At 64.9% G+C, this 12,394-nt stretch carries 16 protein-coding genes; 4 read left to right on the plus strand and 12 right to left on the minus strand.

Features of this window, described 5'->3' with window-relative positions:
- The coding region (locus APH27_RS18400) for a TonB-dependent receptor domain-containing protein (RefSeq protein ID WP_060485591.1) at positions 1-1,440 on the plus strand (1,440 nt) is incomplete at its 5' end.
- Here APH27_RS18400 and APH27_RS18405 read toward each other — a convergent pair.
- From APH27_RS18405 to nrdR, 12 genes are all read right to left on the minus strand, one after another.
- A complete protein-coding gene (locus tag APH27_RS18405; protein WP_060485592.1) occupies positions 1,418-2,230 on the minus strand; it encodes a cobalamin-binding protein in 813 nt (270 codons plus the stop codon). The genes APH27_RS18400 and APH27_RS18405 overlap by 23 nt on opposite strands.
- Positions 2,230-2,649: a hypothetical protein gene (locus APH27_RS18410; RefSeq protein WP_060485593.1), complete on the minus strand. Its 420-nt coding sequence runs from the start codon at positions 2,647-2,649 to the stop codon at positions 2,230-2,232. Before APH27_RS18410 ends, APH27_RS18405 begins: the two co-directional genes overlap by 1 nt.
- On the minus strand, positions 2,646-3,263 hold the full coding sequence (gene ribA, locus APH27_RS18415; protein WP_027917810.1) for a GTP cyclohydrolase II: 618 nt from the start codon (positions 3,261-3,263) through the stop codon (positions 2,646-2,648). Before ribA ends, APH27_RS18410 begins: the two co-directional genes overlap by 4 nt.
- Positions 3,264-3,522: 259 nt before the next feature.
- Positions 3,523-4,266: an ABC transporter substrate-binding protein gene (locus APH27_RS18420; protein ID WP_060485594.1), complete on the minus strand. Its 744-nt coding sequence runs from the start codon at positions 4,264-4,266 to the stop codon at positions 3,523-3,525.
- A 16-nt stretch (positions 4,267-4,282) separates the two neighbouring features.
- Complete coding sequence (locus tag APH27_RS18425) at positions 4,283-4,786, minus strand: phosphatidylglycerophosphatase A (RefSeq protein ID WP_027917812.1); 504 nt, start codon at positions 4,784-4,786, stop codon at positions 4,283-4,285.
- On the minus strand, positions 4,783-5,751 hold the full coding sequence (gene thiL, locus APH27_RS18430; RefSeq protein WP_060485595.1) for a thiamine-phosphate kinase: 969 nt from the start codon (positions 5,749-5,751) through the stop codon (positions 4,783-4,785). Before thiL ends, APH27_RS18425 begins: the two co-directional genes overlap by 4 nt.
- Before the next feature lie 18 nt (positions 5,752-5,769).
- Positions 5,770-6,270 carry a transcription antitermination factor NusB gene (nusB, locus tag APH27_RS18435; RefSeq protein ID WP_003255393.1) on the minus strand — a complete coding sequence of 167 codons (501 nt, stop codon included), beginning with the start codon at positions 6,268-6,270 and terminating at the stop codon, positions 5,770-5,772.
- Complete coding sequence (ribE, locus tag APH27_RS18440; RefSeq protein ID WP_027917814.1) at positions 6,267-6,743, minus strand: 6,7-dimethyl-8-ribityllumazine synthase; 477 nt, start codon at positions 6,741-6,743, stop codon at positions 6,267-6,269. Before ribE ends, nusB begins: the two co-directional genes overlap by 4 nt.
- A gap of 91 nt (positions 6,744-6,834) precedes the next feature.
- The gene (gene ribBA, locus APH27_RS18445; protein WP_060485596.1) at positions 6,835-7,926 is read right to left on the minus strand and encodes a bifunctional 3,4-dihydroxy-2-butanone-4-phosphate synthase/GTP cyclohydrolase II; all 1,092 of its coding nucleotides are present in this window, start codon (positions 7,924-7,926) and stop codon (positions 6,835-6,837) included.
- 18 nt (positions 7,927-7,944) lie between these two features.
- The gene (locus APH27_RS18450; RefSeq protein ID WP_027594907.1) at positions 7,945-8,610 is read right to left on the minus strand and encodes a riboflavin synthase; all 666 of its coding nucleotides are present in this window, start codon (positions 8,608-8,610) and stop codon (positions 7,945-7,947) included.
- Positions 8,611-8,652: 42 nt separating this feature from the next.
- The gene (ribD, locus tag APH27_RS18455; RefSeq protein ID WP_060485597.1) at positions 8,653-9,783 is read right to left on the minus strand and encodes a bifunctional diaminohydroxyphosphoribosylaminopyrimidine deaminase/5-amino-6-(5-phosphoribosylamino)uracil reductase RibD; all 1,131 of its coding nucleotides are present in this window, start codon (positions 9,781-9,783) and stop codon (positions 8,653-8,655) included.
- 2 nt (positions 9,784-9,785) lie between these two features.
- Positions 9,786-10,250, minus strand: a complete 465-nt coding sequence (nrdR, locus tag APH27_RS18460) for a transcriptional regulator NrdR (RefSeq protein WP_003255402.1) — start codon at positions 10,248-10,250, stop codon at positions 9,786-9,788.
- Positions 10,251-10,355: 105 nt separating this feature from the next.
- Between nrdR and APH27_RS18465 the strand changes: the two genes are divergently transcribed.
- From APH27_RS18465 to trxA, 3 genes are read left to right on the plus strand one after another with little or no spacing between them, the layout of a single operon-like run.
- Positions 10,356-10,808 (plus strand): YbaY family lipoprotein, encoded by a 453-nt coding sequence (locus tag APH27_RS18465; protein WP_060485598.1) that lies wholly within the window; start codon positions 10,356-10,358, stop codon positions 10,806-10,808.
- Positions 10,809-11,468, plus strand: a complete 660-nt coding sequence (locus APH27_RS18470; protein ID WP_027917818.1) for a methyltransferase — start codon at positions 10,809-10,811, stop codon at positions 11,466-11,468.
- Between the two features lie 31 nt (positions 11,469-11,499).
- Positions 11,500-12,384: a thioredoxin gene (gene trxA, locus APH27_RS18475; protein ID WP_060485599.1), complete on the plus strand. Its 885-nt coding sequence runs from the start codon at positions 11,500-11,502 to the stop codon at positions 12,382-12,384.
- Positions 12,385-12,394: the final 10 nt, after the last annotated feature.

The raw sequence follows: 12,394 nt of genomic DNA on the forward strand, positions 1-12,394 counted from the left end.
GGCGGGGTGATCCAGATCTTCACCCGCCGCAGCAGCGGCCCCGGCCTGCAACCGCGCCTGCGCCTGGCGGCGGGCAGCAACCAGACGTTCCAGCGTAGCCTGGGGCTTTCCGGCGGTGACAACGCCACGCGTTTCAACCTCGGCGCCAGCCTTGATGAAACCGCGGGCATCGACTCAACCGGGCCGTCGTTCGCCAGCGACGGCGACCACGACGCCTACCGTAACAAGTCGCTCAACCTCAGCCTGAGCCACACCTTCGGCGAGCGTTTCGAAGCCGGCCTGAACCTGCTCGACAGCCGCGGCCGCAGCGAATACGACAACCCGTTCGGCCGTTTCGACCCGGTCACCTTCCAGAGTTTCGGGCAAAAACCCTACACCGACTTCAGCGTCAGCAGCCTGGGCAGCTACTTCGATGCGCAGCTCAACGAGCTGTGGCATTCGCGCCTTGAGGTTGGCCACAGCGAAAACCGTGACGACAAGCGCGACAAGCTCAGCGACGAGCGTTTCGTGTTCAACACCTACCGCGATCAGGTCACCTGGCAGAACGACCTGGCCCTGGCCGAACGGCATAACCTGCTGCTGGGAGGCGACTGGTACGAAGACCGTGTGCACGGCAGTACCGACTTCACCGAGGACAGCCGCTGGAACCGTGCAGCGTTCATCCAGCACCGATACAGCGGAGAACGTTTTTCCACCGAGGTGGGCGTACGCCGCGACCAGAACCAGCAGTTCGGTGGCCAGACTACCTGGAGCGGCAGCCTCACTGTACCGTTGAATGCCCAGAACGATGTGCTGCTGTCCTACAGCGAAGGCTTCCGTGCCCCGACGTTCAATGACCTGTACTACCCGCAGTTCAGCAATCCGGCCCTCAAGCCCGAGCGCTCGAAGAGCTATGAAGTGCAGTGGCGCAGCCAGCTCACCCACGACAGCCGCCTGGAAACCTCGCTGTACCGCACCGACCTGCGCGATGCGATCATTTTCGGCCAGGACGCGATCCCGCAGAACGTAGCTGCGGCGCGTATCAATGGCCTGGAAATGGCACTTGACCAGCAATGGGGCGAATGGCGCAGCCAACTTGGCCTTGCGCTGATCGACCCGCGTGACCGCGACAGTGGCCACACCCTCGCCCGCCGTGCCCGGCGCACCCTGAGCCTGGACCTGGATCGTCAGTTTGATCGGTTCACTGTAGGCGCCAGCTGGCAAGCCGTGAGCGCCAGCTACGACGACGAGGCCAACCGCAATCGGCTCGGCGGCTACGGCCTGCTGGGCCTGCGTGCAGGTTGGATGGCTACTGAGGCACTGAAGCTGGAAGTAAAGCTGGATAACCTGTTGGACAAGGACTACAGCCGGGCACTCTACAGCTTCGACGGGGCCAGCTATGGCTACCGCGAAGAAGGCCGCACCGCGCTGTTCAGCGTCACCTGGACGCCGGCACTCTAGCCGCCAGCAGCGCGCACAGGCGAGCGGTGGCTTCGATCATCTGCCCGCTGGGCCGCTCCAGGCCCTTGTCTGGCACCACCAGCAAACCATCCCCTGCCACCGCGCTCAGCCGCCGCCAAGCCTTCCAACTCGAAAGCTGCGCCTTGTCACCTGCCAGGATCACCTGCGGGTCACGCATCAGCACCGACTCGACATTCACCTGTGGTGCCGGCTGGCTCAGGTCGGCAAAGACATTGCGCGCCCCGCACACCGCCAGGGCATCGCTGACCACCTGTTGCCCACCCAAGGTGTACAGCGGCCGGTCCCAGACCTGGTAGAACACCCGCAGCGGCTGCTCACGCCGGTACTGTTGGCGCAACTGCTGCAGGCGCTCGCGCAGGGCCTGCACGTATGGACGACCTTGCTCGCCCCGCCCGACACGCACGGCAATGGCCTCGATCTGTTCGATTAACTGGTTCAGGTTATGGGGTTCAGCGCTGTACGTGGCGATACCCAGGCGCCTGAGCTGGTCGCGCTGGGCCGGTGCCACGCTGCCAGGCCAGAGCAGCAGCAGGTCGGGCTTCAGGCTGAGCAGCGTTTCCATGTCCAGCTGGCCCTGGCGCCCGACCGAAGGCAGCCGCTGCAGTGCCTGCGGTCGCTCGCCGCCATCGAGCACGCCCACCAGCAGGTCATCGGCGCGCAGTTCGAGCATGATCTCGCTCATCGACGGCGCGAGGCTGACCACGCGCAAGGGTTCGCCGGCCCTCGCGGTCAGGGCCAGCAGTGCCAACAGGCAAAGCAGGACGCGCATCAGCCCAGCTGACGCGGAATGCGGTAAAGGTAAAGCACCACCACGGTAGACAGCGCGAGGAGGAACTGCGGCACCGCCTCAAGCCCGACCAGCACCGACAGCGCAGCGACCCAGGCCGGGAAGCATGCGAACAACATGGCCATGCGCCGCACCCGCGCCAGGGTTATCCAGGCTGCAGGCTCTTCAGGGGTGCCAAGCACCTTCGAGGTGGCGATCAGCGCCCGCTTATAGGCGCCGAAGCGCGGCAGGCTGAGGAACATGGTCGCGGCACCGGCGATGAACAGCGGCATCGCCAGCACCGGGATCAGCGCATCGTCACCACCGAAGGCCCAGGCCATGACCGGCAGCGGCACCAGGCCGACCGCCAGGTACTGCCACCAAGCCAGCGCCAGGCGCCGCTTGACCTCGCCGCGGGTCACGCCTGGGGCACCTCGCCCTGGTGTTCGTTACCCAGCATGTGGCCGAGCTTGCCGGCCTTGGTGGCCAGGTAGTAACGATTGTGCGGGTTATGCCCGGTGTGCAGTGGCACACGTTCGGCGACCTTGATGTTCATGTCGGTCAGCGCCTTGACCTTGCGTGGGTTGTTGGTCATCAGGCGCAGCGACTTCACGCCCAAGTGCTCGAGCATCGGCAGGCACATGGCGTAGTCGCGCTGGTCAGCGGCGAAGCCCAGGCGTTCGTTGGCCTCGACGGTGTCAGCACCGCCATCTTGCAGCTCATAGGCGCGGATCTTGTTCAAAAGGCCGATGCCACGGCCCTCCTGACGCAGGTACAGCAGCACGCCACGGCCTTCGCGGGCGATTGCCTGCAGCGCGGCTTCCAGCTGCGAACCGCAGTCGCAGCGCTGGCTGAACAGGGCATCGCCGGTCAGGCACTCGGAGTGCAGACGCCCCAACACCGGCTCACCGTCGGCGAAATCACCCAGGCTGAGCACCACGTGCTCACGGCCAGTGGCTTCGTCGAGGAAGCCATGCATGGTGAAGGTCGCAAAGGGAGTCGGAAGTTTCGAGGCGGCAACAAAGACGACGGGCACGTTGTGCTCCTGGATAAAGTAGGTAATTTCTCGTGAGCCGATTGTATCAGCAGGTCGCCGCGTGTGCGCTCGTTGAATACCGTAGCTTAAGATCGAAAAGTTCGATGCTTAGCAGGGCCTGGCTTTGTGCCCCGCGCAACGCCTGTGGGAGCGGGTTTACCCGCGAACACCGGCAAAGCCGGTGCCACCCACCGCGTCGCCTGCTTCGCGGGTAAACCCGCTCCCACAGGGATCTCGCAGGCATCGGGCAATTGCACGGCTACTGCGGCTTGCTGTCCGGGGTGAAGGGATAGGGCTGCTTCCAGTGCTCGAAGATCGGTTTCAACTCGCCGCTACGCACCAGCTCGGCCATGCGTTTGTCGAACAGGTCGCGCAGGGCCATGGCGTGCTCGTTCTTGGAAAACGCCAGGTACAACGGGAGTTCGGCCACATGGGTGCTGCGAAAACGCTCTGGCTGCGAAGCCTGCCCGAGCACGTAGTCGACTTCGGTCTGCGCATCGATGTAGAAATCCACCCGTTCATGTTCGAGCATCGGCAAGATCCCTTCACGGCGCTGGATCTCGCGGAAGTTGTGCGCGTTGGGCAGGTAACTGCTGTAGTCATAGCCGCGCACCCAGGCCAGGCGGTACTGGCCGACGGTGGCCAAGGTCGGCACCGCAGTGGTGGCCAGCCCCAAGGCATAGATGTGGTCCATGTCGAAATGCCAGCGCGGATAGAGGTTATCGTCGTTTTCATCCTTGTACGACCCGACCCAGGCATCAGCCTCACCACGCTTGACCAGGCCAACCGCGCGGCTGTACGGCGCGCTCTGGGTCAGCACTTTGACCCCCGCAGGCTCAAACACTTTGCGCAGCACATCCCAGGCCACGCCACTGCCATCGGCATTGGTGTAGTCGATCCACTCTTCGCTGACCAGGTGAATCTGCTTCGGTAACGCATCGGCCGCCATTACCCAGGGGGCAAGGCTCAGCATCATTGCCAGCAGCACAGTCCTCACGGCCATCGAAACGCTCCCTGCCTCAGCCTACCGCCCACACCAGAATCTGCATGCCCAGCCAGGCGAACACACCAGCCAGGATATCGTCGAGCATGATCCCGACACCACCGTGCACATGGCGGTCAATCCAGCGGATCGGCCATGGTTTGAGGATGTCGAAGAAGCGGAACATGAGGAACCCTGCGAGGATCCACTGCCACCCTTCCGGCACCAGCCACAGGGTGATCCACATGCCGACCATCTCATCCCAGACAATGCCCTCATGGTCGTGCACGCGCAAGTCGTTAGCGACTTTGCCGCACAGCCAGAACCCGAAAAGCATCATCACGCCCAGCAACAGCCAGTAGCCCCAGTCGGGCAGCATCTGCCACAGCGGGATGAACGGGATCGCTACCATCGAACCCCAGGTGCCAGGGGCCTTGGGCAGGGTGCCAGAGCCGAAGCCGAAGGCGATGAAGTGCCACGGATTGCGCCAGACCGAGGGCGGAACGAACTCCGCAGGCACCTGGTTGGGGTGGTCGGTCACGGTGTCTCCCTAAAGTGTTGATAGCCCCGTTGAAGCGGGGTGATGTCCTGGCCCTGCAGGTCGCGCAGGGTCACGCCCTGGCCTTCGAGCACGCGCCCGATAACGTGCACCTCGGCGAAACCAAGGTCGGTCAACGGAGCGAGCGCCTCAGGCGCAAGGGTAAATGCCAGTACGTAGTCGTCGCCGCCGGTCAGCGCTGCCAGCCGGGCCGCATCGTGCCCAAGGAAGGCCTCCAGAGCAGGAGACACTGGCACCTGCGCCAGGTTCACCTCGAGCGCGACCCCGGATGCCTTGGCGATATGCCCACAGTCGGCGAGCAGGCCATCGGAAATGTCCAACGCCGCCGTGGCCCGGCCGCGCAGCCGCTGGCCAAGGTCGAGCTGTGGCATCGGCGACCAGTAGTGGTCGAGCAGTGGCCCGGCCAGTTCGGCCGCTGCCTCGCGCTCGCCCAGTACCAGCGGCAACGCCCCTGCCGCCTTGCCCAGCGAACCGCCGACGCACAGCAGGTCACCCGGCCGCGCGCCGCTGCGGCGCAACGCCTGGCCAGCCGGCACGCGGCCGAACACGGTGACGGTAATACTCAGCGGGCCACGGGTGGTGTCACCACCGATCAGGCTCATGCGGCAACGCTGGGCCATGCGACTGAGGCCATCGGCATAGGCCGCCAGCCAGTCGGGGCCGACATCAGGCAGGGTCAGGGCGAGGGTGAAGCCGATCGCCGTCGCGCCCATGGCTGCCAGGTCACTGGCCGCCACGGCCAACGAGCGCTGGCCAAGCAGCAGCGGATCGCAGACAGCGGGGAAATGCACCCCGGCGACCAGGGTGTCGGTCGACACCGCCAGTTGTTCACCGGGGGGAAGGTCGAGCAGGGCGCAATCGTCGCCGATGCCCAGCACCACGCCCTCGCCGCCATGCGCACAGGGCGCGGCGGCGAAGTAATGGTTGATCAGCTCGAACTCACCCATGGGCCGGCAGCGCCAGTATCAGCGCTTGTTCGCCTTGACTTCTGCTTCACGCAGGGCCGGAGCGAGCTTGTCCAGCACGCCGTTGACGAACTTGTGGCCGTCGGTGGCACCGAAGACTTTGGCCAGTTCCACGCCTTCGTTGATCACCACGCGGTACGGTACGTCGACGCGTTTGATCAGTTCCCAGGTGGACAGGCGCAGCACCGCCAGCTCGACCGGGTCGAGCTCTTCCAGTGCGATGGTCATGCAAGGCACCAGCGCCTTGTCGATTTCGCCCTTGATTGCCGGGACCCCGTGGAGGATCTCGCGGAAATAGGCACCGTCGACATCGGTGAAATCGTTATCGACCCGGAACTGCGCTTCGATCTCGTTCAGCGAATGCTGGGCCATGTGCCACTGATACAGGGCCTGGGTCGCGAGCTTGCGGGCTTCGCGACGCTTGGCGCTCTTCGATGGCTTGCCGGCATCCGCAGGTTTTGGATCGCGCGGGTTGAAACGATCGCTTTCGTCGCTAATCACTTGGCCTCCAACTGCGCCAGCAGGCTGACCATTTCCAGTGCGGACAGGGCAGCTTCACCGCCTTTGTTGCCAGCCTTGGTGCCGGAGCGCTCGATGGCTTGCTCGATGGAGTCGACGGTCAGAACGCCGAAGGCCACCGGTACGCCGAACTCCATGGACACCTGGGCCAGGCCCTTGGTGCATTCGCCCGCCACGTATTCAAAGTGCGGGGTACCGCCACGGATCACTGCGCCCAGGGCGATGATCGCGTCGTATTCGCCTTGCTGGGCGACTTTCTGTGCCACCAGCGGGATTTCGAACGCACCCGGGGCACGGATGATGGTGATGTCGCTTTCGCTGACACCGTGGCGTACCAGGGTATCAACGGCGCCGCTTACCAGGCTTTCGACGACGAAGCTGTTGAAGCGGCCAACCACCAAAGCATAGCGACCTTTGGGGGCGATGAAGGTACCTTCGATGGTCTTCAGGGTCATTCCGATATTCTCATCTTCAAGAGCGAGGCCGCATACAAGCGGCCTCGACAGGGGTCTGGACTCGAGCTCAGGGCGTCAATGCCGCCTCAAGTCACTCGGAGGGCACGTATTCTACAACTTCCAGATCGAATCCGGATATCGCATTGAACTTCATCGGCGAACTCATCAGGCGCATCTTGCGCACACCGAGGTCGCGCAGGATCTGCGAACCGGCACCGACGGTGCTGTAGGTGGTCGGCGCCTTGGTCGGTGCATCGCCCGCGCTTTCGCGGATATGCGCCAGCAACACGTCGCCGTCCAGCGGGTGGCCCAGCAGCAGCACCACGCCACTGCCAGCCTCGGCGACGGCGGCCATGGCTGCGCGCAGGCTCCAGCGGCCAGGCTGCTTGACCAGCAGCAAGTCACGCAGCGGGTCCATGTTGTGCACGCGCACCAGGGTCGGCTCTTCGGCGCAGATTTTGCCCAGGGTCAGGGCCATGTGCACGTCGCCTTCCACCGCGTCGCGGTAGGTGACCAGGTTGAACTCGCCCAGCTCGCTCTCGATCGGCTGCTCGGAGACGCGCTGCACGGTGCGCTCATGGATCATGCGGTAGTGGATCAGGTCGGCGATGGTGCCGATCTTCAGACCATGCTCGGCAGCGAACACTTCCAGCTCGGCACGGCGCGACATGGTGCCGTCGTCGTTCATCACTTCGCAGATCACACCGCTCGGCTCGAAGCCAGCCATGCGCGCCAGGTCGCAGGCCGCTTCGGTGTGGCCGGCGCGGGCCAGGGTGCCGCCAGGCTGGGCCATCAGCGGGAAGATGTGGCCCGGGCTGACGATGTCTTCGGCCTTGGCGTCCTTGGCTGCTGCAGCCTGCACGGTGCGCGCGCGGTCGGCGGCGGAAATGCCGGTGGTGACGCCTTCGGCGGCTTCGATCGACACGGTGAACTTGGTGCCGAAGCCCGAGCCGTTGCGCGGTGCCATCAGCGGCAGCTTCAGGGTCTCGCAGCGCTCGCGGGTCATCGGCATGCAGATCAGGCCGCGGGCGTGCTTGGCCATGAAGTTGATGTGCTCAGGCAGGCAGCACTCGGCGGCCATGATGATGTCGCCTTCATTCTCGCGGTCTTCGTCATCCATGAGGATGACCATTTTGCCCTGGCGGATGTCTTCGACCAGTTCTTCGATGCTGTTGAGCGCCACTCGGCACCCCCTTCTCAATCAGGATTTCAAGAAGCCGTTGGCGGCCAGGAAGCTTTCGGTGATGCCACTGCCCTTGCTCGGTTCGGCGGCCTTGTCGCCCAGCAGCAAACGCTCCAGGTAACGGGCCAGCAAGTCGACCTCAAGGTTCACCCGACGCCCTGCGCGGTAGTCGGCCATGATGGTTTCGGACAGGGTGTGCGGGACAATGGTCAGCTCGAATTCGGCGCCATTGACCTCGTTGACCGTCAGGCTGGTGCCGTCGACGGTGATCGAACCCTTGTGGGCGATGTACTTGGCCAGTTCCTTGGGTGCACGCACGCGGAACTGGATGGCGCGGGCGTTATCGCTGCGCGAGATGATTTCGCCGACGCCGTCGACATGGCCGCTGACCAGGTGGCCGCCCAGGCGCGTGGTCGGGGTCAGGGCTTTCTCCAGGTTGACCTTGCTACCGCTTTTAAGGTCGATGAAGGCGGTGCGCTTGAGGGTCTCGACGCTGACGTCGGCCCAGAAACCATTACCCGGCAGCTCGACGGCGGTCAGGCACACGCCGTTGACGGCAATGCTGTCGCCGAGCTTGACGTCACCCAGGTCGAGCTTGCCGGTTTCGACGTATACGCGCACGTCACCGCCCTTGGGGGTCATGCTGCGAATGGTGCCGATGGATTCGATGATGCCGGTGAACATGGGGACTTCCTCAGAAACGGATTGCGCGGGGCAAGCCCGGCATTATACGCCGGGTGCCGGCAGAGGTATGGCCGTGACCCGCCAGTCATCGCCCACTGCGCGCATTTCGGTGATTTTCAGCCGCGGCGCCTGGCTCATCTTGTCCAGCGGCCAGTCCAGCAACGGCCGGGCCTGGGAGCCGAGGAAAGTGCCAGCGACGAACAACTGGTACTCGTCGATCAGGCCGTGGCGGGCGAAGGCGCCGACCAGGCCGGCGCCAGCCTCCAGCAGGATTTCGTTGACACCGCGGGTGGCCAGCGCCTGCAGCAATGCCGGCAGGTCTACCTGGCCATTGTCGCCCGGCAGGCTGAGCAGTTCATGGCCGAAGGCGGCATAGCGCGGGTCATCTGCGACAGCGGTGACTACCAGCACCGGGCCGGCCTGGAAGAACGGCGCATCCAGCGGCAGGCGCAGGCGGCCGTCGATCAGCACGCGCAACGGCGTACGGCTGAGCGCCAGAGCGGTGGTGTCGGGGTCCAGGCCCAGCTCGGCGCCACGCACGGTCATCCGCGCGTTGTCAGCCAGCACGCTGGCAGCACTGGTCAGCACCACGCTGGAACGGGCGCGCAGGCGTTGCACCGCCGATCGGGCAGCGGGCCCGGTGATCCACTGGCTTTCACCGCTGGCCATGGCGGTACGGCCGTCCAGGCTCATCGCCAGCTTGGCGCGGACGAACGGCAGGCCGTGTTCCATGCGCTTGAGGAAGCCGGGGTTGAGCGCGCGGGCCTCGGCTTCGAGCACGCCGCTGGCCACGATGATGCCGGCGTCTGCCAGGCGCCGCAGGCCTTGACCGGCGACTTGCGGGTTGGGGTCCTGCATGGCGGCGACCACCCGGGCCACACCGGCCTTGACCAGCGCCTCGGCGCACGGCGGCGTGCGGCCATGGTGGCTGCACGGCTCAAGGGTGACATAGGCGCAGGCGCCGCGGGCCCGTTCGCCGGCCTGGCGCAGGGCATGCACTTCGGCGTGCGGCTCACCGGCACGCACGTGCCAGCCTTCACCGACCACTTCGCCATCGCGCACAATCACACAACCCACACGCGGGTTGGGGTGGGTGGTGTACACGCCCTTGCGCGCCAGCTCCAGCGCGCGGGCCATGTAATGGGCGTCGAGGATCGCGGTCTGGCTGGGCATGCTCACTCTTTAGCCGGCTCGCGGGCCAGGCGGTCGATTTCTTCGCGGAATTCGTCGAGGTCCTGGAAGCGCCGGTACACCGAGGCGAAGCGGATGTAGGCCACTTCATCGAGCTTGCGCAGCTCGGCCATGACCATTTCGCCCACCACCAACGACTTGACCTCGCGCTCGCCAGTGGCGCGCAGGCGGCTCTTGATATGCGCCAGCGCAGCTTCAAGGCGCTCGACGCTGACCGGGCGCTTCTCCAGCGCACGCTGCATGCCGGCCCGCAGCTTCTCTTCATCGAAGGGCTGGCGAGTGCCGTCTTGCTTGATCAGCCGGGGCAGCACCAGCTCGGCGGTTTCGAAGGTGGTGAAGCGCTCGCCGCAGGCGACGCATTCACGGCGTCGGCGCACCTGTTCGCCCTCGGCGACCAGACGCGAGTCGATGACCTTGGTGTCGTTGGCACCGCAAAAGGGACAGTGCATGGTGGCAGGCAACAAAAAAAGGGAGGGCCATGGTAGCGCATTGCACTGGCAAGACAAGCCAAAGGGGTTAACATCCATACAATTCTGCCCGTGAAGGACCCACCCATGCCTCTTCGTGCGCTCGTCGTGCTGTGCTGCGCTTCCCTGCTCGCCGCCTGCGGCAGTGACCGCCCCAAAACCGAAGCAGTCCCCGCGCCAGCATCGGCCAAGGTAGCGAAAAACGCCGAACCGCTTGGCCCATTGCCGGCCTATCAACGAGAACTGAGCGGCACCTTGCTGGAGATCCCCGCCGGCGCCGACGTAGAGCTGGCGCTGCTGGTCATCGACGACCGCGACCGCCCGCAACAGCTGCTGGCCAGCAGCACCCTGACCGGCACTGGCCAGGCCCTTCCCTATCATCTGCGTTTCAACCCCGAAGCCTTCCCGGCGGGTGCCCGCGTGGAACTGCGCGGCCGCGCCAGCAATTCCGGCCAGTTGATCATGCACCTGCCCCCTGTACGCATCATCCAGGCCCAGACCCAGGCCACCGGCCCGCTGCGATTCGAGAAGGCGCCATAAATGGCGCCGCTTGCCCTGCAACAGGCCCTCAGCGGCCTGATCGGTGAAGCGCGCCTGGTGATCAGCGATTTGCCCGAGTGCGAGCTCAAGCTATGGCTGATCGATGACCAGAACATGGACCGCGCCTTCAGCAGCGAAGAAACCCGGCGCATTCTCGAAGATCCGCCGTACTGGAGCTTCTGCTGGGCCAGCGGCCTGGCGATGGCGCGTTACCTGGCCGAGCGCCCGGAATGGGTGGCTGGCAAGCGTGTGCTCGACTTTGGCGCCGGCTCCGGCATCGCCGGGATTGCCGCTGCCCGCGCAGGCGCGTTGGAGGTAGTGGCCTGCGACCTCGACCCGCTGGCCCTCGCCGCCTGCCGCGCCAACGCCGCACTGAATGGGGTGGAGCTCGGTTACAGCAGCGATTTTTTCGCCGAAGATGACCGCTTCGACCTGATCCTGGTGGCCGACGTACTCTACGACCGCGCCAACCTGCCACTGCTCGACGCCTTCCTTGGCCGTGGTCGCCAGGCATTGGTGGCCGACTCGCGCGTGCGTGATTTCAGCCACCCGCTGTATCAACAGCTTGGCGTGCTCGAAGCCCTTACCCTGCCAGACCTGGCAGAGCCACACGAATTCCGCCGAGTCAGCCTGTACCACGCCAGCCGCGAGCCTTTATAGTGGTGCGAATCACGGATTTGCGAGAGTCGCGATGAGCCTAGCCCCTAGTAAAGATCTGCCCTACATCTTCGATGCCACCGATGCCAACTTCCAGCAACTGGTAATCGAGAACTCCTTCCACAAGCCGGTACTGGTGGACTTCTGGGCCGAGTGGTGCGCGCCATGCAAAGCGCTGATGCCACTGCTGGCGAAGATCGCCGAGGGTTACCAGGGCGAACTGCTGCTGGCCAAGATCAACTGCGACGTCGAGCAGCAAGTGGTGGCCCAGTTCGGTATCCGCAGCCTGCCGACCGTGGTGCTGTTCAAGGATGGCCAGCCGGTCGACGGCTTTGCCGGTGCGCAGCCGGAGTCGGCGATCCGCGCCATGCTAGAGCCGCATGTGCAACTGCCTCCCGCGCCAACCGCTTCGCCATTGGAGCAAGCCAAGGCGCTGTTTGCCGAAAGCCGTTTCGCCGAGGCCGAAGCTGCGCTGCAAGCACTGCTGGGCGAAGACAACAGCAATGCCGAGGCATTGATCCTGTACGCCCGCTGCCTGGCCGAGCGTGGGGAGCTGGGGGAAGCCCAGGTAGTGCTGGATGCGGTGAAGACCGACGAACACAAGGCCGCGCTGGCCGGTGCCAAGGCGCAGTTGACCTTCCTGCGCCAGGCCGCCAGCCTGCCGGAAATCGCTGACCTGAAGAGCCGCCTGGCGCAGAACCCGCAGGATGACGAAGCGGCTTACCAGCTGAGCATCCAGCAACTGGCGCGCCAGCAGTACGAGGCGGCGTTGGAAGGGTTGCTGAAACTGTTCCAGCGTAACCGTGCGTATGAAAACGGTTTGCCGCAGAAGGCCATGCTGCAGGTGTTCGAACTCCTGGGCAGCGATCATCCGTTGGTTGGCGTATACCGCCGTCGCCTGTCTTCGGCCATGTTCTGAGCCTGAGAAT

This window comes from Pseudomonas sp. NBRC 111123 (genome assembly GCF_001320205.1).
Taxonomy (GTDB): Bacteria; Pseudomonadota; Gammaproteobacteria; order Pseudomonadales; family Pseudomonadaceae; genus Aquipseudomonas; species Aquipseudomonas putida_J.